Genomic DNA, 24,414 nt, shown 5'->3' on the forward strand with positions numbered 1-24,414 from the left:
TGCACACTTTTTCCTCCATCGATCATATAAACCAGTTTTTCGAATAGTCTTCCGTCAGATCGATGACAAGTTCGGAAACTCCGGGCAGTACCTGCACCACTTCCCCATCCTTGAGAATCTCCAGACGCAGAGAGGCCTGTTTGAGACCATGAAAATAGAGGCGCTTGTTGATGCCGATTTCGATGATCTTTTCGATGGCCATCGAGATGTCGCCCAACATTGGAGAGCGATTCAATTCGATATCGATCGTCTCGTTCAACTCCCTGACATAGAGACGCACCATACCGTTCTCTTTCAATGCATCGATATCACCGTCCAGACGTATGAAAACCGAATCGCGATCTTCACCCCAATGGATTGTCGAGATCGGTCCCCGTACTTTGTCCATTGTCGAAAAGATGCGGGTTTCATCGATCATACCGCTGCCGAGCCATTCGAAAAACGATGTGATATGGCCATCAATACGGGGCTGGATGGAAAATTTCGGTTCGTTGATCAGTGCATGCAGATCTTTTCTGTTGCCGGCGATCGGATTGAAGAGACTGCTCGGCGGAACCACATCCATCAGCTTGTAGATCGTGATCAGATGGCTGCGGAAGAGTTCGTCGAACTCTTCTGCATAATCGGTGTAGTGGTCTTCACCATACCACCAGAACCAGTCGGAACACTCGGCAGCGAGAAAATGGTCGGTAATCTGCGCCTTGACCTCTTCCGTCAATTGCGGTGCATGATGGTTGAAATCGTTTTTGGTCTGATAGATCAACTCCCATGCACTGTTTTTCTCCGGATGTCCCACCCATGTATCGAATGTTCCGTAAATCCATGAACCCGGATGGAGTCTCGGCATGTCGACATCGTGCTTCCGGCTCAGCTCGTCCATCGTAACAGTCCGGCACCATGGTGTATGACTCAATTTTCTATACAACGCATCGAAAAAGTCGAACGCATTGTTCTGATAGAATTCCCAGGCATTCTCACCGTCCAGAATGACGGAAATCGTAGCGTTTTCGACCTTTCGGTCGATTGCATGCAGGTGATGGATGAAATCGTCGGCGGCCCTGTCCCCTTCCCAGAAACGGTAGGTAAAACCAATAAGATCGCTCAATCTATGATCTCTGAATGCGATGAAAATATCGTGGTAGGCGTAACGTTTGTACAGCTCTTCCCTCTGCTCGGTATCCAATGAAAGCGACTTGAAAAGTATTGCTTCGTCCGTTGCGATCCATCGGAGTCCAAACTCTTTGTAGATCTCGACACTCTTTTCATCCACAGCACCCTCGGCTGGCCAGAATCCTGTCGGTCTGCAGCCAAAAACCTTCTCGTACAGATCGATGGCCCAGCGGACCTGTTCTCTCGCATCTTCCACAAGCGGAAAATGGTTGGCGGGAATTTCGGTATGGGGGTTGGAGATTTTTGCATTGGTCATGTCGATAAGTATCGGCAGGATCGGATGATTGAACGGGGTGGTCGCCAACGATATCTGACCCTTTTCCAGCAACTCTTTGTAGAAAGGCTTTATAGTCGTCAGAAAGTGCAACAGAGCGTCCATAAGCTCCTGTTTGTCGGCACCGGTATACCCGTGACCCTTGTGAATAAGACGGCTGACGGTCTCATCCTTTTCCCGCAGATAGTTGCCGCACCATGCCAGCATGAAAAGGACCTCGAGTTCGATGAATTCGTTGTCGTTCAGATCATCCCGTTTGAAGAGTTCCACATACCGGTGAAATGGTTTGACCATCGTGTCAAATTGCGGGGAATGGCATATTTTAATAACGTAACTTCGCTCGTCACTGCTCAGATCGCGCGGCTCTTTGATCCAGAGTGAGAGAAAGATGTCCCGTTCGATACCCTCTTCGATATAGATACGAAGCTGCTCAATCAGGGGAGGTGTGATATTGAATGTCGCTTTGAGTGTCGGATATCGCGATAGCAGCCACGGCATCTCATAGTAGTCTTTTATGGCATGCAGAAAGACCCATGGCATATGCATCTTCCCCTCCGCATTGCGGTAGTCCGGCTGATGCATGTGCCAGAAAAAATTGAGCGTTATCGCCATCTACTCGTTCATCCACTCTGCGATAAGAGCGGCATATTTTTTGTAGAGTCTCTCACCTGCGGCATCGTCTTTGGCCTGCAGGTATATATTCAGATAGTCGCCATAGGTATCCGGAATCATCAGAATCCAGTCGGTCTCATTCTCCCAGATTTTGACACCATCGATAGTCGAATGTTTTTTCTCTTTCGAAATCTCGATGAATTTTCTCATCATCTTGCCCTTCAATGCCTGTGGACAGGGAATCTTTATCGTTTTGTAATAGAACGGATGGATTTTGCTGCCGATTTCGGAGAGTTTGACGTCATGGCGAATGAGCATTTCCAATATTTTCAGTGCCGCATACATCGCATCACGATGGAGCGTGAAGTCGGTAAATGCAAAGTTGCCGTCGATTGTCGCGATAAGATCGTATTCACGCAGTTTCTCCGCTTTGAAGTTGCTATAGACACCCCGCTCGATGATCAGATGGTCATATTCGACGGTGTCGGGAGCCCACGTCGGAAGAAATACCTTCATATTGCGATTTTGCGATTTTGCTTCCAGATTGAGCAGATACAATACAATGGAGAGTCCCTCGATTTTGTCGAAAAAATTCCCTTTGTCGCACACGATAGCCACACGCTGCCCGCCGGAAAAAATGGCAAAGCCGGCATCGAGACCCAGTGAAGGCACGATTGTGGAAAGATCGCTTTTCGCCTTGCTGATCAGATGTTCGAGACTGCTGACGCTGCGCGTTTCGGCATGCGCATTGAGCGTGATGTTGTTGAGCCCGATGTCGCTCAGTATTTTCGGAAAGACATCGGCAGTGATGCCATGCATCAGGTCGACAGCGATTCGTACGTTTTTCGAACGCAGAATCTTTTGGTCCACTGCCAGCTCGATCGCCGTGCGATAGTCATGGCACTCTTCCCAGTTCAGACTCTCGTGAATGGCCCCGATTTTCGTAAATTCGACCCGTCTGAATTTTTCGTTGAAAAATGCTTTTTCGATCGATTTTGCCGTATTGTTGTCGATTCGAAGCCCGTCTTCGTTGAAAAAGTTGATCTCTGTCGATGTCGGATCATACATATTCCGGCGCACATAGGCACCACCCACAATATTCTCATTATGTGAAATCGAATAGCGTACAATCGACGGTGGAAGACTCTTTAGATCGACCACATCGATACCGGCAGAGAGAAGACCTCCGAGAAATGCCCGTTTGATCATACGCGAACTCTTGTCATGATCACGTCCCACCATCACGGTCGTTCCGGGCGGCAGTTCGGCAGCATAGGCTTCTGCCAGTTTCGTTGCCATTTCACAGCTGAGTTCAACATTGGATTTTCCCAATACGCTCCCATACTGGAAAATGGAGTTTTTGTATCTGCTGCCCCAGACGACGTTCCTGTTGACAATGGCAGCCGGTTCGATCTCTTTGTCCGGCCAGATCGTGACATCCTGCTCGAAGCGGACAAGTTTTCCGACTGTACACCCTTCGGCGAGTATGAGCCCCGCTTTCGCCGTGACGTTGTCGTCGATCCTGTTGTTGTTGCAGATGATACCGTTATCGAGAACGAATTTCTTGCCGATTTCGATGTTGTGCCACAGTACCGAGTTTCTGATCTGGCACTCTTCCCCCAGATTTACATTGTCGCCAATAACGACATTGTTCAGTTTGGTGCCTCTTCCGATATGGACATTCGCACCGATCACGACATTTCCGATTATTTCGATACTCTCATCCAGTCGGCTCTCTCCCGTCAGATAGAGAGTCCCGTCGGGATAGTCGACTTTTTTGCCGGGAATGTTGAAATTGAGACGTTCGTTGAGAATGTCGTCATGCACTTCACGATAGCTGTCCGGATTGCCGACATCGCGCCAGTAGCCGACTGCATTGAAACCCATCAGATCGATTCCCTCTTTCATCAGGAGAGGGAAGAGATCTTTCGCGAAATCGAAGTTTTCACCGACCGGAATGTATTCGAGAATCTCCGGTTCGATGATGTAGATACCGGTATTGATCGTATCACTGAACACTTCGCCCCAGCTCGGTTTTTCCAAAAACTTCTCGATCTTCCCCTCTTCGTTGGCAATGACGACGCCAAACTGGAGAGGATTTTCGACGGATGTCAGCGTTATCGTCAGTTTCGATCTCTTCGCCTCATGATAATCGAAGATCTCTTTGAAATCAAAGTCGGTCACCAGATCACCGCTGACGATCATAAAAGTGGTATCGAGATACTCCCGTCCAAGTCCCACGGCACCTGCCGTGCCGTAATCGTCGTCAGGCAGTACATAGTGAATCTGTATGCCCCTGTCGCTCCCGTCGCCGAAATGGTTTTTGATGACATCCGGCTTGTAATAGAGCAGAATGACCACTTCGTCGATACCGATTTCGACAAGCCGGTTAAGCGTGTGTTCCATCATCGGAAGATTGACGACCGGCAGCATCGGTTTGGGAACGGAATGTGTCAAGGGCTGGATTCGAGTGCCAAATCCACCGGCGAGCATCACCGCTTTGATTTTCTTCGACATCATAAAGTCCTTTGATAATTAAATTAATCTATCATTATTAATTCTACAGCTCCAAGACTGAATTTTTGCTTCCAAACGGTGTTTCTGCCAACGGAAGCTCATGGTCGGCAAGCCAGTCGCTTTCATCGACAAGGTAACCGAACTCAAACGACTCGCCGACTGGAAGAACTTTTGTGATGTAGAACTCACCGCTCTTTTTCTTTTTCATCGTTTCAGGTTCCCATTTGTTCCAACTCCCTTTGATCGCTACGCTATCACACTCCGTCGTCGGAGCCGTAAACGTCACCCACGCTTTTTTGCCTTTTTTTGTAATCTTAACCATTGATTTTCTCCTTTGATATTTGGTTGTTTTTCCGATCAGTCCAGAACATTGAGCATCGCCAGATGATGCGGATTGACCTGGTTTTTGTTGCTGACAACAGTATCGATGTCCAAAAGACCGAATTCGCCTTTGTTCCAGACCACGACTTTGTTCATCTCCTTCGACCGGCACAAATGGTCGATGGCATGAACCGTAAACTCAAACCCCATCATCCGATCGAATGTCGTGGGGACACCACCACGCTGGATGTGGCCGAGGATCGTCACACGGGTATCCATTCCAATCCTGTTTTCAAGCCACTTCGCAACTTCCCCGGTCATTTTCGTACCTTCTGCAACTATTGCAAGTACATACCGGCGGCCATTTTCGATCTCGCGAAGCAGTTTCTCCTCGATGGTCGGCAGTACAAAGTCGACCTCGGGAATCAGACAGATTTCCGCACCGGAACTGATAGCGGAAATCGCAGCGAGGTACCCACATTCTCTTCCCATCACCTCGACGACGAAGGCACGGTTGAACGTGGATGCGGTGTCATAGATCTTATCGAGTGCATCCCGTATCGTATTGAGTGCGGTATCGACCCCAAGGCAGTATTCCGTACCGTATATATCGTTGTCGATCGTCGTCGGAATACCGACAAAATTGATGGGAAAGTCCTCACTGAAGCGATCCATCGCACGAAAGGAACCATCCCCGCCCAGCACAACCAGTCCGTTGATATTGTATTTTTTCAAATTCTCATAAGCCTGTTGACGATACGTATACTCGAAAAACCGTTTCGAACGGGAGGATCGTATGATCGATCCGCCCCGGTGAAGAATGCCAGCCACATCCTTGTGTTCGGCCTTTTTGATCTTTCCATCGATCAATCCTTCGAGACCGTCAAAGACAAGGTAGGGTTCTTCCCCTTTATCGAATGCATAGTCAACAAATTTTTTGACCGCAGCATTCATGCCCGGAGCGTCTCCACCCGAACACATCACCGCCAATGCCATCTACTCTCCTTGGAAAATATAAATTTACTTTATATATATTCAACCGCCTGATGCTCGCGGTCAGCGTTTTCTCCGCTATTTTATACAGGGATACGGTTACAGTTCTATTACTGGGTTTTATGATATCATTTTATATCTGAAAATAACAAGAAAATAACAGCTATCAAGGAAAATCATGAACAGGAAAGTCAAAATCGTCGCCACAATCGGCCCTTCGACCAACAATCCCGACTCCATCGCATCACTGATCGATCACGGTGTCAACCTCTTCCGGCTCAATTTCTCATACGGTTCCTATTCGGAGCATGGAAAAACGATCGAAACGATACGATCCATCGCGGAAAAAAAGGGGCGTATTATTGGTATTCTGCAGGATATCTGCGGTCCCAAAATTCGTATACGCGGGATGGAAAGCCCCAGGGAGGTGAAAAAAGGGGAACGATGCGTTCTCGCTACGGAAGCAGAGGGCGATGCATTCACAATCAGTTTTCCCGGCATTATCGATGACCTGAAAGTCGATGATGAGATCTTTTTCGCCGATGGAACGGTTCAGACCCGGGTTGTCGAAAAGAGAGATGGAAGTGTCGTGCTCGAAATTCTGACTCCCGGACGCCTGATGGAGGGGAAAGGTGTCAATTTTCCGAAGGCCGACATCACTTTGCACGCGTTGACGGACAAGGACAGAGACGACATACGATTCGGAGCCCAAAAAGGTGTCGACTTCGTCGCCATCTCATTCGTCAGCAGCGAAAAAGATGTCATAGAGGCACGGAAAATCCAGCGTGAAGCAGGTGGGAAAGCCTGGATTATTTCCAAAATCGAGCGAACGACAGCCGTAGAGAATATCGACATGATCATCGATGAGAGTGACGCCATCATGGTAGCCAGAGGTGATCTGGGTGCCGAAGCGGGGCTTTCCAGAGTTCCCGTCCTTCAGAAGAAGATTATCAAAAAATGCAACATGAAAGGGAAGCCCGTTATCACAGCGACCCAGATGCTCACCTCGATGGTCAACTCACCCTATCCGACCCGTGCGGAGGTCTCCGATATCGCCAATGCCGTATTCGACGGGACCGACGCCGTCATGCTTTCCGACGAAACGGCGGCGGGCAACTACCCGAACGAAGCGGTCGATACACTGGTGGCCACGATTCTTCAGACACAGGAGTACTACCCCTACTACAAACAGTTCGACACGACTCCGGGCGAAGCATTTCCCCACGCAGCGGCTGCGCTGGCCCAGGTCTTGCCAAGTAACTTTATTGCAGCATTGACGATGTCGGGATATACGATGCTCCATCTGAGCAAATATCGTCCGAAAGAGCCGCTCTTCGCCATTACGACCGATCCTCTACTCATCAACAAAACGTCGTTGGTATGGGGTGTCGCCGGTGCAGTGTCGATCGACGAAACCAGTTTCAAAACGGAGCAGGAGCTGATCCGGGATCTTTTGGCAAAACATGCAAAGGACCCGGATGCGTTTTTGCTGGTTACCGGTTATCTCGGTGAGCGGATATCGATGGGTAGGAGCATCCGTTATATTCGCAGAGAAGACCGTATGCTGTAAGATAAAAAACAACTGCCGAGTATCGGCAGTTGTCAGGTCAAAGGAGCATGATCCTTGGCCAATCTGTCGGAAAGCCTTTTGGCTTCATACGGTTTGTAGTTATAGAGTTTTTCGTAATATTCCACAACCATCCGTGACGATGTAAAATAGCCATGGATATCATTCATGCCGTTTTTCGCGATTTTCACCCACTCCTTCGGATCATTGTAATACATCGGCAGGATGACATTTTCCAGTTTCTCCATCATCGCGAGATAATCCAGTTTGTCCTGCTCCTCGATAGGCAGTGAGGGATCGGCATGGGGAATCGTAAACGAATTGATGCCGTCTTTCTGAAACTCTGCATGCCATCCATCCGGAATCGAAAAATGTATCGACGCGTTGATACCTGCACTCATGCCGCTTGTACCGCTCGCTTCACGCCCCCATCTCGGTGTGTTGAGCCAGACGTCGGAGCCCTGCTTGAGCATCTTTGACAACCTGAGCTCATACCCTGTCAATACCGCGACATTTTTGAACTCTTTGGACATCAGGATCAGATCGTTGAACATCGACACAGCCCGATAATCGAGAGGGAAAGGTTTTCCGGCCCAGATAATCTGAATCGGCTGTTCCGTGTTTGCCAGGAGTGCTCTGAAACGCTCCATATCGTAGGTCAAAAGCCATGGCCGTTTGTATTCGGCGAAACGGCGTGCCCACACCAGTGTCAGCACATCCGGATCGAAAAGTTTGCCGGTCTGGTCGGCCACCTCTTCGAAAAGGATATGTTTGAGATGTTTTTTTCGACCGACCAATTGATAGTCTTCGTGTTCAAGCATCCAGCTCAACAGCTGTTTATCGGCCCAGTATCGCATGTTTTGGGCATTGGTGATACTGATGATTTCGCACTTTCCGGGAACACCCTTCCACATTTCATTGGCCACTTTCTCATGAATCTTCGAAACGGCATTGGAACGTTTCGATGTTTTGAGCGCACCGACCGTCAGAGAAAAATTTTCATCGAAATAGTCAAGTTTCTGCTGAATCTCCCCGACGGAAAAGTCATTGAAATACCCCATTCGTCCCAGAAAGTGGACATTGTGGACTTCATTGCCGGCCATCTCCGGTGTATGTGTCGTAAAAACGACATGGTTTTTGAGCTCTTCAAGTTCCGGATATCGTTTCATCAACTCAAAAACCATGGGGAGGGCATGTCCCTCGTTCATATGGTAGATATCGATATCGATATCCATCGCTTCCAGAACTTTGGCCCCGCCGATACCCAGTACGATCTCCTGAGCAATACGCGTCTCCTCATTGGGATCGTAAAGTTTGTGACTGATCGTCCGGGAGAGATAGTCGTTTTCGAAAATATCCGTCGTCAGCAGAATGACCGGAGCCGAATCGAACGTTTCGGCTGGCAGAAGATAGGCTTTGACATGAACCGGCTTTCCGTTGATCATGACCTCGACCGTGATACCTGTCTCCTGAAGAAAATAGTAGAACTTGCGCCGAAAATCGATTTTCAGCGTGTTGTCTTCGTGACGTCCCTGGTCGTAATAGCCATAACTCCACAGCATCCCGATACCGATCGTATGCTGTCGTTTGTCATTGACACTCCGCATATGGGAGCCGGCAAGAAAACCGAGTCCACCCGAATAGGTTTTCAAAGCCTGGTCAATCGCGAACTCCATTGAAAAATAGGCAACCTTTGTTTTGAACTGCTCATCAATGACATAGGGAAACAGATTTTTCACCATCTACTTGTCCTTTTCGAAAGTTTTCATAAGAATATTTTTGCCACGTTCCACGCCGGGCTGATCATAGGTATTGATATCGAGCATCGCACCCATTAGGGATGTAAGCAATTCATAGTATACTATCAATTCTCCGATATTTCGTTCACCTATTTTATCGAGCGTGATTGAATCGACGGGAATCCCCTCTTCCACAATACTCTGATGGGTCGCATCGCATTCCGCGTTGATCAGTTCGTTGAATGTATGGGCATTGATGTAATCGGTTTTTTCGATATGTTTCAGTGAAATGTCGGGGATTTGCAAATCGTTTTCAAAATCAGAAATCTTCAAAAACGTTACACTTTTATCCCGCGGGCCTTCCATGATGAGCTGCAGAAAAGAGTGTTGGTCGATCGAGCCGATCTGGCCGATGGGAGTCAATCCGATAGGCTCGCCGCTTCGGTTCCTCTTGCCGAGCGACTCTCCCAGTAACTGCACATACCACTTTGTGAAATTCTCCAGGCATGTCGAGTAGGAGAAGAGAACGTTCATTCGATACGTTTCCCAATGGGTTGCCAGAAATGCGGCCTTTTTTTCGATATGTTTCTCCCGACGCCCGAAAAAACGTGCAACCATATCGGCAGCACCCTGAAGTATCGAGCAGGTATCGTAGCCCGCCAACGTCAGGGGCACCAGGCCTACGGCACTGAGTACGGAAAAACGTCCACCCACATTGTCGGGAATCGTATAGGCTTTCACACCATGATAGTCGGCAAAGTGGCACAATACCGAACCTTCATCTGTCACAACGATAACCCGTGATTTCTCTTTTTCATCGAGATCCAGTGCGAAGTGCGAAATCGCCGCTTTGAAAATTGACATCGTTTCGATCGTGGAACCCGATTTTGAAACGACGATAAACAGCGTCTTCTCTTTCTCTATCGTGGCAAACTTTTGACTGATGTCGACAGGATCGGGATTCTCCAGAAAAACCAGCCGTTTGAGACCCGGTGTTTTGTGCCGCAACATCGCGTCCACAGCTTTTGTACCGAGTGAAGAACCGCCGATACCGATAACGGCTATCGTGTCACAATCCATTATCAGCGGGTTGGAAGCGGCATATGCGCGTATCTCCGTATTCAGCAGTTTCGAATCTTCCGGCAGATGATAGTAGCCGGCAACACCGGTTTCACGCTCCTCGGTGATTTTGCCATATGCCTCTGCCATCAAGATTTCGGTCGCTTCATCCGGTGTCCAGTCGTACTCAAGTGAATAGGTTATCATGCATTTCCTTTTAGCTGATCAGCTCTGTGACGATCTGTTGTGCAGATCGTTGGATATTGGCAAGATGATCTTGAGACAAAAAACTCTCCGCATAGATCTTATAGATATCTTCGGTACCCGAGGGACGCATAGCGACCCATCCATTCTCCGTAACCAGCTTCAGACCGCCGATCGGTGCTCCGTTTCCGGGGGCATTCGTAAAGATTCCGAGAATCTTTTCCCCAGCCAGATCTTCCACTTTGATATCTTCCGGACTCAACCCTTTCAGTTTCGCTTTCTGTTCCGGAGTGGCTGCGGCATCGATACGCGCATAATAGGATTTCCCGAACGACGTTTCGAAATCGGCATAGATTTCGGCCGGATCACGGCCTGTCACCGCCTTGATTTCCGCTGCAAGAAGATTCATGATGATCCCATCCTTGTCGGTTGACCAGACTGCACCGTCGAAGCGCAGGAAAGATGCCCCTGCACTCTCCTCACCTCCAAACCCGAGCCATCCTTCATAGAGTCCGTCGACGAACCATTTGAAACCGACAGGCACTTCATATACTTCCCTGCCGATCTCTTTCGCGACACGGTCGATCATCGAACTCGATACGAGTGTTTTGCCGATTTTCAACCCATCGGGCCATGCGGTGCGGTGTTTGAACAGATACCAGATCGCCACACTCAGATAATGGTTCGGGTTCATCAGCCCGCCCGCCGGTGTCACGATTCCATGCCGGTCGGCATCCGTGTCGTTGCCGAATGCAATGTCGTAATCCTCTTTGAGTCGCACGAGCGATGCCATCGCATAGGGAGAGGAGCAGTCCATACGGATTTTTCCATCGTGATCGAGTGTCATGAAGGAGAAGGTCGGATCGATATAGGGATTGACGATCTCCATATTCAGATCGTAGACCTCTTTGATCTTTTTGTAGACACCCAACGCCGAGCCACCGAGTGGATCGGCTCCGAGCCTGAGGCCCGACTGTTTGATCGCATCGATATCGATGATCTCTTTCAGTGATTCGACATAGGGAGTTATGAAATCATACGGTTCCACATAGGGCGACCGGAGTGCTTCCTCGTAACTGAGTGCCTTGACATCCTGCAGTCCCTTTTCAAGAATTTCGTTTGCACGTTTTTCCACGACAGCCGTCACATCGGTATCTGCGGGTCCTCCATTGGGCGGATTGTACTTGAATCCGCCATCTTCCGGGGGGTTATGTGACGGGGTGATGACGATGCCGTCAGCCGTTTCGGTCGAAACCCTGTTATGCTGAAGGATGGCGAATGAGACCAGCGGTGTCGGAGTGTATTCGTCATCTTTTGCGATCCGTACCGTCACCTTGTTGGCCGCACAAACCCTCAGCGCCGTCATCTGTGCCGGTGTGGAGAGCGCATGGCTGTCTATTCCCATATAGAGAGGACCTTTGTATCCCTTTTCGTTTCGGTATTCGCAGACCGCCTGGGTAATGGCAAGTACGTGATTTTCGTTGAAACTCTTTTTCATGGCACCGCCCCGATGCCCGGATGTTCCGAAGGCGACCCGCTGAGTCGGAACAGAGGGATCGGGTTCGAATGAAAAGTAATCACTGACCAGTCGGGGCAGATTGATGATTCTCTCTTTTGGAACAGGTTGTCCTGCAAGCTTGTCAGCCATGATGTATTTCCTCCTTCACATCGATTTCAGGGTGTATGATCACTTTCTCTTTGTGGTGTTCCATAATCCAGTGGAAAAACATGATCTGGGCAAAAAATGGAGCAAAGATATTGATCACGGGCAAAAAATTGAGAAACGACGAGAATGCGGCAATGGACCAGATTGTAAAACGGTGGTGTCGCAAAATCTGATAATCTTCATCTGTGCAGTATAGGTTGCATGTACTCAGAAAACAGGATTCTCTATAAAGCCATGTCCAGAGAAAAAGCTGCATAAAGACATTGGCGATGGGAATAAAAAGAATCGGAAAGGCGATAATGGAAAAGAGAACGAACAATATCGAATCGATCAGAATCCGCCCATGATGTTTCTTGCTGACTTCCGCACTCCCGATGACGATATGGGGATAGTCGAGCTCCCGGATCGTTTCCAGGTAGGGCTTTCTGAAAAGCGAAATAATGAAAAAGAGTGTCAAAATGAACGCATTGTAGAAAAAGTAGAAAGCCAGCAACCACGCCGACGCATCAGCAACGGTCTGGAACGGCAGCAATGTAAGCAACCGCTGAATTTCACCGAAAATATAATTCCATTTCATCAGTATCACAAATGCCCAGAACGTCGAGAGCAACAGGAGCATTGTAAATGTATAGATATACTGTGTTCTCTCTTTCAATCTGCGCAACAGCGGAGGACCGATCAATGCGGTAAACGCTGCAAACGAAACCAGCACTGCGATGAACCAGATAAAAAAGATGATGAACAGTGCACCGTTCGCCTTGACGATGGAAAAAGGAATCCAGCTGATGATCATCGAAGTAATCGTAACGGCATAATCCCATGCTTCCATACTCAGCCATAGCCAGACAGCCATGAGCGGTATACCGATAAACAGCGTGTATCGGAGCACATTCCACTTCAAAATATCGCTTATACTCCGAATCAGATAGCGGTTGATCTGCTTCATCGTCCTCCCTTGTCAGGCACATTCATATTAAAGTCTAACAAATTCAACCATAAAGTTTTATTTCGGACGCGATATTGAGGAAACTTATAGTAAAATTTCGAAAAATAGGAGTATTGTTGTGTATATTTTTTCAGATCGGCTTCAGAAAAAGGATGAGATCGTTCTCGATGATGACAAAACCCAGATCGTTTTCACGACAATCGACAACAGAGAAATCCTCGATTGGCTCGAAAGACACAGTTTTCCAGAAAGTTTTATCGAAGATATCACCAATGAGGACCAGAGTGTCACCTATGAAGAGAACAATGATTTCAAACTCACCATACTGAAATATTTTCAACAGGATCCCGAAGACAACCTTCTATTCCATTCACGCAATGTCGTCATCATACTGAGCGAAAACAAATTCATCTTTCTCGCAAAAGAGAGAAAGCTGATCAAAACGATTACCAATACCCTGTACAAACGGTACAAACCGACCGATTCTCTCGAATATATCATGTATTCCGTCATTGATATCCTGGTGGACCATACAATGGGCATTGTCGATATGATCGACGAACGGCTGGAAGAGCTCGAAGACAGAATATTCGATCAGACACTGGATGAACAGGAGGTACAGAAAAACCTCTATTTCGCAAGACGAACACTGAACCGGATCGGCAAAATTTCCGTTCAGCACAACGACATCGTCAACAAAATCATCAACCATTTTCCAACCGATATACGCAGAAAACTCCAATATGAATTTATCGATCTGAAAGAGCACCTTTCATTCCTGATAAACGAGTCGAAAACATATCTCGACAGAACCGGATATCTTCAGACACTTCTGATGGGATTTCTGAGCAACCGCATGAATCAGGCGATGCAGCGCCTCGCCGCCATCTCACTCATTTTCCTGCCGTTGACGTTCATCGTCGGCAATTATGGAATGAATTTCAAATATATGCCCGAACTGGATTGGCAATATGGTTATATTTCGGTCTGGCTACTGAATCTTGGAATCGCATATATCATATTCAAATGGCTCAGGAAAAAGAGATGGATATGACATCGACATTAACAACATTTATTCAATTTTAATTACTTATTATGTATAATCGGCACATCATTGCTAGAAGGAGAGTAAGAATGACTAAGAAAGTGGGATTCATGCTGCTAAGCATAGCTGCAGCAACGACCATGATGGCACAGGATTATACAAATTCTGTAACCGTGACAGGCGGTGGCTACAGCCCAATGAACAAAGAGTGGATTGACGATGCGTGGACACTGGGTGCCCGCCTTGGATTGATCGAAGGTGATACTCACGGCCTCGAACTCGAGTACGACTTCATCAACAATGTCGATCTCGACAACAGCAAAGGCGATGGCGATACATATGGCAACCAGATTTTCGCCAATTATCTCTACCATTTCCAGGATCAGTCCGAAAAGTTGCGTCCTTATCTGCTTGCAGGTCTCGGCTACGAAACATGGACGGCAAACGAACTGGATGACGGTGGTGTCGGTGCCATCGGTGCAGGTATCAAATATGCGGTCAACGAGTGGCTGAACCTTCGCGCGGAAGTCAAAGATGTCATTCGCTTCGACGACGGCGGTCAAACGCTCGCCTATACTGCCGGTATCCTGATTCCTTTCGGTGAAGTCGAAAAAGCTGCGCCGGTCGCTGCGGCACCTTTGACATCTCTCGACAGTGACGAAGATGGCGTCATCGATACAAAAGACAAGTGTCCCAACACACCGATGGGAACCATCGTCGACGACAACGGATGCCCTGTGACGACAGATAGTGACGGAGACGGTGTTATCGATCCGCTCGACAACTGTCCGAACAGCAAAACCAATCAGGTCGATGAAAATGGATGCCCTCTTGATACCGACAAAGACGGTGTGCCCGATTATCTCGACCAGTGCCCGAATACACCGCCAAAATTCAAAGTGGATGCACAGGGTTGTACAATCGGCGTAACACTCTATTTCCATTTCCCGTTCGATTCAGCTGAAATTCCGAGCAATGAATTCATGGATGTTGACCGTGTTGCGGAATTCATGAAAAAGCATCCGGAAGTCACTGCGATTCTTGAAGGGCACACCGACAGTACCGGTCCTGCAGCCTACAACATGAAGCTTTCCGAACGTCGTGCTGACTCTGTCAGAAAAGCTCTGATTGAGCGTGGCATCGATGCATCACGTCTCAAAGTCGAAGCTTTTGGCGAAACCAAGCCGATCGCTCCGAACGATACCGAAGAGGGACGCGCGAAAAACCGCCGCGTTGAAGTTGTACTCGTACCTGGTAAAGGTCAGTAAACTCTCTCGACACTTTTCCGCATCTGCGGAAAAGTGTCACCAATCTCCCTCGTTTTTTCACCTTTTTTCAGATCTGTTTCCAACTTTTCCCGAACAATACAGACCGAACCCTATTCCTGATATTTCAACAGATTGAGAGGTTCCATCCTGTACAATTGCGCCAGCATCAATGGGTAACAATATCAGGAGGTGGGCATGGACCGCAATATCGATGATCTCAGTATAGAGATCGAACGGCGTATCAAACTTTTCCGGGAAGGAATGGACGAAAGTGCCCAGGCTTACGAGATTGCCGAACTGCTTGAAGATGTCCGTACCCAGAACAAATCGCACTTCGTCGAACTGCTCATATCACTTCCCGAAGATCTGAAAGCCGAAGCCCTTTCGGAACTCTCCAAAAATGCCCAGGAGGATGCCCTCGAAGCGATCGATGCCAAAGAGCTGGCAGAGATTATCGAGGAGATGGACACCGATGATGCAGCCGATATCGTCCAGCAGATCGAAGAGATCGACGAAGAGAAGGCCGAAGAGGTTCTGGACGAAATCGATGCCGAAGAGAGCAAAGTCATCCGCGAACTCATCAGTTACGACGAGAATGAAGCAGGTGCCTACATGCAGACGGAGCTCTTCAAAGCCAATATCAATGAAGCGGTGGGCAACTCCATCAAACGGCTCAAAGAGATGAAGAGAGAGGGAAGCCTGAACAATGCCTACCATGTCTTCATCGTCGACAACAAGGATCGCTTCCTCGGTATGATGCCGATGGAAGATCTGGTTCTTCACGGCCCCAATGAAATCTACCGAAATATCATCGATAAAGAGGGAGCATTGACTGTCGCCGTCCACCCGCACGACCCGATCGACAAGGTCATTGAACTTGCTGGTAACTACAACATGAACGTTCTTCCGGTCATCGACGAATTCGACATACTTCTCGGCCGTATCACCGCCGACGACATCTACGACCTGATGGAGAAGCAGGCAACGGATCAGATTTACGGAATGGCCGGTGTCCAGGAGGAGTCGGAAGAGAGTGAAAACATCATCGAAGCGGGTAAAACCCGGGCCATATGGCTTGGAGTCAACCTTGTGACGGCGATCGCTGCATCGATCGTCATCGGCTTTTTTGATTCGACCATCCAGTCGATCGTCGCACTGGCCGTTTTAATGCCGATCGTCGCGTCAATGGGCGGCAATGCAGGCACCCAGTCCCTGACGGTAACCGTTCGCCAGCTCGCACTTGGCGACATCGACCCCACAGAAGCGAAAAAGGTCATTACCAAGGAGGTTCTGCTCTCATTGGGAAACGGTCTCATCTATGCCATCGTCATGGGTCTCATCGCATTTGTCTGGTTCAATATCCCGCTGCTTGGTGTCGTTATCGCCCTCTCGATGATCATCAACCTTCTGGCTGCCGGTTTCTTTGGTGCGACGATTCCACTCATTCTCAAAGGACTGGGTATCGATCCGGCCGTCGGTTCGACCGTTCTGCTTACCACGGTAACCGATGTGGTGGGATTCTTCAGTTTTCTGGGACTCGCAACGATGATTCTGCTGTAACTCTATTATGAGAGTGCTTCGGTTTTAAGCGTCTGCATTTCCAGCAACACATTTCGAAGGGATTTCGAAAAACTTTTGCTCAAATGAAGATCGTTGATTGCGATCGTCGTCATTTCCGATGGGATAGACCGGTTCTTTGCAATATCCCCGATTGTCTCCATACTGTTTTTGTAGGATTGGGCTATGCGTTTGTAAAAACGCTCCATTTCATCAAGCGATTTCACGTCGAGGCTTACAAATGCTTTGTGAAAAGCCTGAACGCTTTTGATAATCTGATACCTCAAATTGCGCAGAAAATCCAACTCTTCCGGATGCTCTACATTGTACCATCGTTCAAGATCGTGAAGCATATCTTTGATCGCTTTGGCGGCGGTAGCCAGATAGGCCGTCACCCTGGCAATGCGGTCAAGATCCGCCTGAAACACTTCACCTCCGCCCTGGACAGAGAGCTCCGTGATAAAACGCAGTATTTCTCCTTCCAGGCGACGGATATGGGCATAAAGCCGATGGTAGGAAAAATTGATGTTCTCGTTATACTCGTCCAGCAGCTTGTCGATCGGCATGGAATCCTTCAACACTTTCTCGGGCGGTGTGTTGACAGCGAGCAGTGCAAAATTTTCTACCTCTTCAGCCAGATGGGCGATCTCCTTTTGCAACGCATCCATCGCAACATCGGGCACTTCCACGGAAACATTGTGAATATAGTGAGTCACATGGGCTTTCTCTTTTTTGAAAAAATGTTTCAACCACTCGGCAAGTACCTTGATAAACGGATACCATATGATAATACCAAGGAGATTGAAGATCGTGTGAAACAGTGCAATACGTATGACTGCATCGGAATCTGGCAGCAGTATATCGGTGATCTTTACGAGAGGATTCAGTGCAGCGAGTGTGAGCATACCGGTCGACACATTGAAGAGAAAATGGGCCAGTGCCGTTCTTTTTTTATCGGGTGATCCGCCAATGGCGCCCAGCATCGCCGTAACCGTCGTTCCCACATTCGAACCGACGACAAATGCCGCTGCCGCTTCGAAACCGATAATATGTGCATAGAGTGCACTCTGTACAATTGCGATCGTCGCGGAACTCGATTGAATCAACGCCGTGATTCCAAGTCCGATCAATGCATACCAATAGAGATGGTCGACACGATAGCTTCCGATATCAACGTGATCGGCAAAAATAGAGAAACTCTCCTTCATACCCTCGAGACCGAGAAATATGAGACCGAATCCGACCATCGCATTGAGTGTATTTCTCGTCCGACTCCCCTCTTCCATCAGAACACTGCCAAGTCCCCCGATACCTACAAAAGCGAACGAGAGAAGTTTGATATCCATTTTGAATCCAACGATGCCGACGATCCATGCCGTTACCGTGGTTCCGATATTGGCCCCGAAAATGACCGCGATGGCATGTTCCAGATTCATCAACTGTGCACCGATCAGCGAAAGTGCCATCAGGGTCACGACGGAGGAGCTTTGGAAAATGGCTGTCGTAAAAAGACCGGCCAGGAAACTCTTGAATCGTGTACCCGTGGCCATACGTACCCATCTCCGGAATGCACGGCCGGCTGACAGTCTGATCTGGGTCTCGAGATAGATCATTCCGAACAGGAAAAGTCCCAGGCCGGAAAAGGCTTCGATCGCGAGTTTCAAACCTTCCATCTCTTATTGACGTTCCATCCGTCAATCAGGGTCGTCGGAACGGTCCATATCTTTCATAAAACGTCCCATGGAGAGCAGAAGGACCCCATCGAAAAAGAGACTGATACCGATAAAAAGACCTACCAGCCAGACCGAACTGAATGGCCAACCCACGATAAAAATGATGGCGAGAATCAATGAAAAGAGTGCATTCAAAAGCCAGAGCCACCATCCCTTTCCGGGTTTCAGGGAAAAAGCGATCGCACTGGAACCAAAGGCATCCATCAACAGGTAGATTGCAAGCAGCAGTCCGATGGCTGCAATGCCGGGAAGCGGATGGATAACCAGCAGCAGCCCCGTCATCACGAAGATAAACGTTTTCAGCCATCCAAGCCATTCGCCTCTGTCCGTCACATAGGTAAAATAACCGATAAGCACGCCTCCGAAGACAAAAAGCCAGCCGATCAGATAGACGGTCGCGATCGACAGGAAAGCGGGAAAAAGCATACCGACAATTCCCAGCACGATAAAGACAATACCTGCCATCGTTGCGTGTTTGCTGAACCGTTTGATCAGATCTTTCTCATACGGATAATTCCACATTTCTCATCCTTCAGATATGAATTTTTTCTTTCAATTTGACGATGTGGGCTTTTTTCCCCAACTTTTTTCTGATCACTTTTTTGAAAATCATCTGTTTTTCTCTCTCCCCGTGAATCAGACAGACATGACCAAGTTTTTTGATGTGCTGCATCCACTCGATCAGCTCATGTTGGTCGGCATGGGCCGAAAAACCGTTGATCGTGAAGATTTTCGCACGGATTCGGATATCTTCCCGGTAGATACGCACCCATTTTGCACCGTCGACGATCAACCTTCCGAGTGTACCTTCCGCCTGAAAACCCACGAAAATGACACAGTTGCGATCGTTCCAGAGCCGATTTTTGAAATGGTGAAGTATCCGCCCGCCGGTACACATGCCGCTGCCCGCTATAATGATGGCTCCCCGTTCGATTTCGTTGATCTTTTTCGACTCTTCCACATCACATGTAAAATGGAGATACGGAAAGCCGAAAACATCGCCGTCTTCCTGATAGAACTGATTGCATTTGGGGCCGAGTTCCTGATGGAATTTTGAAAAAAGATGGGTCGCTTTGATCGCCATCGGCGAATCGAGAAAAACTTTGCAGTGCGGCAGTTCCCGTTTGCGATACATATCTTTGAGTATACACAGAACTTCCTGGGTCCGTTCAATGGCGAACGACGGTATGATCACGTTGCCACGGTTCAGCAGCGTCCTGCGGACGGCCTCTTTGAATTCCGTAATGGTATCTTTGATATTTTTATGGTTTCGGTCCCCATAAGTCGATTCGATGAAGAGCATATCGGCTTTCGGAACATCTTCAATATAGGGCATGACGAGATCGTTTCTATTCCCGAGATCACCGCTGAAAACAACCGTTTTGTTTGTCTGGTCCTCTTTGAAACGGATGGTGATCGTTGCAGAGCCCAGAATATGCCCGGCATTGCGAAACAGAACCTGTACACCTTTCGCGATCTTGAGAGGCTTGTCATATTTTGCATGGATATGGGTAAGGAGATAGGTATCTTCAACATCTTCAGTGGTATAGAGGGGCTTCGGTACGCGTTTTTCTTCACCGCGGCGCTGCGCCTTTCGGAACCTCGTTCTGTACTCTTCCTCCATAAGTTTGGCACTGTCCAGCAGTACAACCTGGCCAAGCTCGAATGTCGCTTTCGTTGCGACAATGACACCCTCGAATCCCTCTTTTACAAGCTTGGGAATGCGTCCGACATGGTCAAGGTGCGCATGTGTGATGAGCAGCAGATCGATTTTTTTTGGATCAAAGTCGAAAGGCTGTGCATTTTTTTCCTCTTCCTCTTCTCCCTGAAACATGCCGCAGTCGATCAGAATCCGTATACCGTTTTTGAGCTTCAGGAGGTGACATGAACCTGTTACCTCTTCCGCGGCCCCGTATGATTGAATGGTTGCCATTCCACACCTCCTTGTTGCAGTGTAAAAGCCGCGATAACCGGCTGGTTAACGCTGGCAGGATTCCTCTTTGGCTTTGATCGTTTCGAGCCGCTTGAGAATGTGATCGAGTTCCGCAAGATTTTCTTCACACTCTTTTTGCAGTTTTTCCCGTTTGCTCAGAATCAGATCGATCTGTTTCTGGAGATCTTCCAGATCGATTTTGCACTTCTGTGCAGCCTGCTCCTCTTTGTCCAGAACCCATTCGGTCGCCTTTTTCAAAAATTCCATCATCATTGACTCCTTGGAGGGTATGATAGAGTGTATCAAAAAGTAAATTAATCGAGGGATTTGAAAAGTTCTGCCGTATCGAGACCGTAGAAGGTTTTAAACTCATCGTAAAGGTCGGGAAAGTGCTCTTTCAGCCCTCTCGGATTCTGGAAAAAGAGTTCGGTGACGACGGCGAAAAATTCGGCTTCATTGGTTGCGGCATACGCACCGATAAAACGGTACGCTTCCAAATCGCTGCGCCTTCTGCTTTTTTCCCTGAGCTCTTTGTAGCGCCGATAGAGAACCTGCGTCCATTTGTGGTATTGTGAACGCTCCACGGGCGGCACACCGTCTGGAGCACCGTTTTCGAAATCGAGCACATGTGCGAATTCATGCAAAATGAGATTGTGCTGATGGATATGGAATGCTTCTCCTTTTGCCTCATTCCATGTGACGACAACGGTATCTCCCGCCGACAGCCCCTCCAGTATCAGTTCCTCTTCCCTGAATATTCCGTCCTCGGCCTCGATCCGTTTCACCACCACGTCATAGGGATAGACCAGAATCGTAAAAAGCTCGCCGTAGCACTCATCGGGTATATTCACGACCATCAGGCAGGCATAGAAAGAGATGACGGCCTTCATCTCGTCGGTCACTTCGATTCCCACCCCTTTGAACTCTTTCGAGCGGGCAAAAAACAGCAGCCTCGGACGAATTTTTTCCTTCAACTCTTCCGGCAGCAACCTGTAGGGGGGAATCTTCTCCAGGGCCTCCCTGTAACTTTGCGGCAGCGGCATCGACCGGACCTTTTTCCAAAGCCACATGTTTCTGAAATAGGTCATCGCCTGCCATATCATTACCACGGCAAGCACCGCGAGCAGCAACTGTGTCAACACCAGGTAGTAGGTCATCGCCGGTCTGCCAGAAACGCTTTGACCGCTTCCTCATTGCCACGAAACATAATCCGGTCGAACCGTTTTTCGATCTGATAGTCATACATCGGATCATAATACTCTTTCAGGAGATAGGCGATCCAGATCTTATGACTCTCCGTCTCCCCGCTTTTTTGCTGCGTGCCATAGGCCTTCGCTATCATCTGTCGCACCCGCATATGGCGCTCCCCACCAAGACGTCTGCGTATCCTGTCGACCGCGAGCAGCATATCTTCGAACCACTTTTCCATCGGATTGTCGAAACCCGCCTCTGCATACAGATTCTGTGCCTGAAGAACATACTCCTCAAACGTTATCTCGACCCGCTCTTCCAATGGCGTTTCCAGAATGACAAGCGGCGCCTCGGCCAGAGAGCCGCTCAAACGGTCGGGCAGATAGAGACGTCCGACATTTTTCCCCTCGTCTTCAAAGATCAGGTGACGGTAATGCCCGCGGCTCTTTTCGATCAGTTCGTACGCCAATGCATTCTCGAACGCGATCTGGGTCGGTTGCGGGGAGATTTTTCTGCCAAACGACGATCCCCGGTGGTTGGCGAGATGCTCCAGGTCGACGCTGTTGTCCAATGTATGCAGAAGCAGCGTTTTGCCCGAACCCGTCCGGCCGCCCAAAACGATGGGCTCAAACCGTTCGACAGATCGATCCGATTCGTCGATGAGAAACCGCCGGAAGGCTTTGTAGCCTCCTTCGATGCGAACCACCTCGCAGCCCGCCTCGTAGATCCAACGCTGGGCGATCTGCGACCGCTGGCCTCCCCGAAAACAGTAGAGCAGCGCCTCGGAATGTTTTTTCAAAAAATCGCACCACATCCGTACCCGATCCTCTTTGACCTCACCGCTAACCAGTTCGTGACCCAGGGCCACCGCCGCTTCGTTGCCCTCCTCTTTGTACGTTATCCCCACCAGGTGACGCTCCCGGTCGCTCATCAGAGGAAGATTTACGGCACCGGGGAAGGCCCCTTTGGCAAACTCCATGGGGGCACGTACATCGATCAGAGGCCGTCGTTCCAGGACGATGGAGAGGTAGTTGTCACAAAGAGGCAGATCCACCCTATACCACCTCGATGGTGTGTTCGCCCGCTTCGTGGGTTTCTCCGATAGGCTCAAGCTCCAGGCCATGGCGCTCTGCAATCTCGTTGAAGGCTTCGACACCGGATTTGTCTACTACGACAAGCAGGCCGCCCGAGGTCTGGGCATCACAGAGGATCTCGCGCTCTCGCAGACTCATGTCGGAGATTTTGTGCCCATAGCTCTTGAAGTTTTTCCGCGCACCTCCGGGGATGCACCCCAGCTCTCTGTACTTTTCCACATTGGGCAGCAGTGGCACCTTCTCGAACCATATCGTCGCACCGATGCCGCTTCCTTCGCAGATTTCACTCAAGTGTCCCAGTAGACCGAAGCCTGTGACATCGGTCATGGCACTGACGCACTCCAGTTTCGCGAAATCGCTGCCAGCCTTGTTGAGCGTGGTCATCGCCTCGATGGCGGGGAGGATCTCGTCACCCTCGATCTTTTTCTGTTTCTGAGCTGTCGACAAAATACCGATGCCGAGAGGTTTGGTTAAAAAAATGTAGCTCTCTTTTCTGGCCGTGTCGTTTCGCATCAGAAACCGGTTCTCCACAATCCCGGTCGCCGCCAGTCCAAAAATAGGCTCAGGCGAATCGATGGAGTGTCCGCCGGCAAGGGGAATACCGGCCTCCTCACATACGGAGCGTCCGCCTTCGATCACCTCCCTGGCAACATCCGCCGAAAGTTTGTCGACCGGCCAGCCGAAAATCGATATGGCCATAAGCGGTCTTCCTCCCATCGCGTAGATATCGCTCAATGCGTTCGTGCCGGCAATTTTGCCGAAAAGAAAAGGATCGTCGACGATCGGCATGAAAAAATCGGTTGTCGAAAGCACCGACATGCCGTTTCCAAGATCGTATGCCGCAGCATCGTCTCTGCTGTCGTTTCCAACCAGCAGCTGCGGATATGCGCGAACCGGCTCCACACCTGCCAGAATCTCTTCGAGCAGCATCGGCGAAATTTTGCAGCCGCATCCGGCCCCGTGGCTATATTCGGTCAGTTTCACTTTTTCGGACATTCTTATACCTTCTTGGATATACTTTTGGAAATTATATCACTCGGGAGTTAAAAGTGGTTATCGATATCCCCTCTCACAAAACGCTTGACATCCGCCATATCGTCTGTGACTACAACGGCACGATAGCAAAAGACGGCAAACTCCTCGAAGAGGTTCCCGAACTGTTTCACAAACTTTCCGAACGCTACACGGTCCATGTCGTAACGGCCGACACGTTCGGAAGCGTCGAAAAGGAGCTCGAAGGGACCGATGCCAACATCAAAATCCTGACAACGACAAACCATACGAAAGAAAAAGAGGATTTTGTCCAACTGCTTGGAGCCGACCGGTGTGCCGCTGTCGGCAACGGCAGCAACGATGCAGATATGCTGAAAAGTTCGGCGATCGGAATATCGATAGTGGGAGGCGAGGGGTGCAGCACACGCGCACTGATGAACAGCGATCTTGCGTGCAATACAGTTCGGGATGCTCTGGAACTCTTTCTCTATCCAAAACGTCTCATCGCCTCGCTGAGGCGATGAGAACGGCC

The 24,414-nt window shown here is 49.1% G+C and carries 20 protein-coding genes; 5 read left to right on the top strand and 15 right to left on the bottom strand.

The genetic code is table 11. The features are described 5' to 3' along the window. Window positions 1-22: 22 nt before the first annotated feature. From Q1K24_RS00910 to Q1K24_RS00925, 4 genes are read right to left on the bottom strand one after another with little or no spacing between them, the layout of a single operon-like run. Window positions 23-2,056 (bottom strand): glycoside hydrolase family 57 protein, encoded by a 2,034-nt coding sequence (locus tag Q1K24_RS00910; protein WP_300364706.1) that lies wholly within the window; start codon window positions 2,054-2,056, stop codon window positions 23-25. Further along, entirely contained in the window at window positions 2,057-4,573 is a 2,517-nt protein-coding gene (locus Q1K24_RS00915) for a sugar phosphate nucleotidyltransferase (RefSeq protein ID WP_300364707.1), read from the bottom strand. 43 nt (window positions 4,574-4,616) lie between these two features. After that, window positions 4,617-4,895 carry an isoamylase early set domain-containing protein gene (locus tag Q1K24_RS00920; RefSeq protein ID WP_300364708.1) on the bottom strand — a complete coding sequence of 93 codons (279 nt, stop codon included), beginning with the start codon at window positions 4,893-4,895 and terminating at the stop codon, window positions 4,617-4,619. Between the two features lie 35 nt (window positions 4,896-4,930). Continuing rightward, window positions 4,931-5,890 (bottom strand): 6-phosphofructokinase, encoded by a 960-nt coding sequence (locus tag Q1K24_RS00925; protein WP_300364709.1) that lies wholly within the window; start codon window positions 5,888-5,890, stop codon window positions 4,931-4,933. Window positions 5,891-6,065: 175 nt separating this feature from the next. Here Q1K24_RS00925 and pyk point away from each other — a divergent pair, with 175 nt between their 5' ends. After that, complete coding sequence (pyk, locus tag Q1K24_RS00930) at window positions 6,066-7,457, top strand: pyruvate kinase (protein ID WP_300364710.1); 1,392 nt, start codon at window positions 6,066-6,068, stop codon at window positions 7,455-7,457. A 32-nt stretch (window positions 7,458-7,489) separates the two neighbouring features. Here pyk and glgP read toward each other — a convergent pair whose 3' ends face one another. Genes glgP through Q1K24_RS00950 form a run of 4 tightly spaced genes read right to left on the bottom strand, consistent with a single transcriptional unit; the run spans window position 7,490 to window position 13,068 of the window. Further along, window positions 7,490-9,196: an alpha-glucan family phosphorylase gene (gene glgP / locus Q1K24_RS00935; protein ID WP_300364711.1), complete on the bottom strand. Its 1,707-nt coding sequence runs from the start codon at window positions 9,194-9,196 to the stop codon at window positions 7,490-7,492. After that, the gene (locus Q1K24_RS00940) at window positions 9,197-10,459 is read right to left on the bottom strand and encodes a glucose-6-phosphate isomerase (RefSeq protein ID WP_300364712.1); all 1,263 of its coding nucleotides are present in this window, start codon (window positions 10,457-10,459) and stop codon (window positions 9,197-9,199) included. A 10-nt stretch (window positions 10,460-10,469) separates the two neighbouring features. After that, entirely contained in the window at window positions 10,470-12,104 is a 1,635-nt protein-coding gene (gene pgm / locus Q1K24_RS00945) for a phosphoglucomutase (alpha-D-glucose-1,6-bisphosphate-dependent) (RefSeq protein WP_300364713.1), read from the bottom strand. After that, a complete protein-coding gene (locus tag Q1K24_RS00950) occupies window positions 12,097-13,068 on the bottom strand; it encodes an EI24 domain-containing protein (RefSeq protein WP_300364714.1) in 972 nt (323 codons plus the stop codon). The genes pgm and Q1K24_RS00950 overlap by 8 nt, the downstream gene beginning before the upstream one ends. 118 nt (window positions 13,069-13,186) lie before the next feature. On the opposite strand from Q1K24_RS00950, the gene Q1K24_RS00955 reads away from it, so the two are divergent. The 3 genes from Q1K24_RS00955 to mgtE all read left to right on the top strand — a co-directional run bounded on the left by Q1K24_RS00955 (window position 13,187) and on the right by mgtE (window position 16,941). After that, entirely contained in the window at window positions 13,187-14,122 is a 936-nt protein-coding gene (locus Q1K24_RS00955) for a magnesium transporter CorA family protein (protein ID WP_300364715.1), read from the top strand. An 80-nt stretch (window positions 14,123-14,202) separates the two neighbouring features. Then, complete coding sequence (locus Q1K24_RS00960) at window positions 14,203-15,381, top strand: OmpA family protein (RefSeq protein WP_300364716.1); 1,179 nt, start codon at window positions 14,203-14,205, stop codon at window positions 15,379-15,381. 195 nt (window positions 15,382-15,576) lie between these two features. Continuing rightward, entirely contained in the window at window positions 15,577-16,941 is a 1,365-nt protein-coding gene (gene mgtE / locus Q1K24_RS00965; RefSeq protein WP_300364717.1) for a magnesium transporter, read from the top strand. Between the two features lie 5 nt (window positions 16,942-16,946). Here the strand turns inward: mgtE and Q1K24_RS00970 are convergent, their stop codons facing one another. Genes Q1K24_RS00970 through selD form a run of 7 tightly spaced genes read right to left on the bottom strand, consistent with a single transcriptional unit; the run spans window position 16,947 to window position 23,885 of the window. Continuing rightward, window positions 16,947-18,611, bottom strand: coding sequence for a Na/Pi symporter (locus Q1K24_RS00970; RefSeq protein WP_300364718.1), 1,665 nt, complete (start codon window positions 18,609-18,611; stop codon window positions 16,947-16,949). Between the two features lie 21 nt (window positions 18,612-18,632). Next, window positions 18,633-19,193 carry a DUF308 domain-containing protein gene (locus tag Q1K24_RS00975; RefSeq protein ID WP_300364719.1) on the bottom strand — a complete coding sequence of 187 codons (561 nt, stop codon included), beginning with the start codon at window positions 19,191-19,193 and terminating at the stop codon, window positions 18,633-18,635. Window positions 19,194-19,203: 10 nt separating this feature from the next. Continuing rightward, the gene (locus Q1K24_RS00980) at window positions 19,204-20,604 is read right to left on the bottom strand and encodes an MBL fold metallo-hydrolase (protein ID WP_300364720.1); all 1,401 of its coding nucleotides are present in this window, start codon (window positions 20,602-20,604) and stop codon (window positions 19,204-19,206) included. A gap of 45 nt (window positions 20,605-20,649) precedes the next feature. Then, window positions 20,650-20,874 (bottom strand): hypothetical protein, encoded by a 225-nt coding sequence (locus Q1K24_RS00985; protein ID WP_300364721.1) that lies wholly within the window; start codon window positions 20,872-20,874, stop codon window positions 20,650-20,652. A 44-nt stretch (window positions 20,875-20,918) separates the two neighbouring features. Beyond that, window positions 20,919-21,761 carry a M90 family metallopeptidase gene (locus Q1K24_RS00990; protein ID WP_300364722.1) on the bottom strand — a complete coding sequence of 281 codons (843 nt, stop codon included), beginning with the start codon at window positions 21,759-21,761 and terminating at the stop codon, window positions 20,919-20,921. Further along, entirely contained in the window at window positions 21,758-22,849 is a 1,092-nt protein-coding gene (gene mnmH, locus Q1K24_RS00995; RefSeq protein ID WP_300364723.1) for a tRNA 2-selenouridine(34) synthase MnmH, read from the bottom strand. The genes Q1K24_RS00990 and mnmH overlap by 4 nt, the downstream gene beginning before the upstream one ends. Window position 22,850: 1 nt before the next feature. Beyond that, the gene (gene selD, locus Q1K24_RS01000) at window positions 22,851-23,885 is read right to left on the bottom strand and encodes a selenide, water dikinase SelD (RefSeq protein ID WP_300364725.1); all 1,035 of its coding nucleotides are present in this window, start codon (window positions 23,883-23,885) and stop codon (window positions 22,851-22,853) included. Window positions 23,886-23,938: 53 nt separating this feature from the next. Here selD and Q1K24_RS01005 point away from each other — a divergent pair, with 53 nt between their 5' ends. Then, window positions 23,939-24,406 (top strand): haloacid dehalogenase, encoded by a 468-nt coding sequence (locus tag Q1K24_RS01005; RefSeq protein WP_300364727.1) that lies wholly within the window; start codon window positions 23,939-23,941, stop codon window positions 24,404-24,406. Window positions 24,407-24,414: the final 8 nt, after the last annotated feature.

It is taken from the genome of Hydrogenimonas sp., from assembly GCF_029932565.1.
Classification (GTDB): domain Bacteria; phylum Campylobacterota; class Campylobacteria; order Campylobacterales; family Hydrogenimonadaceae; genus Hydrogenimonas.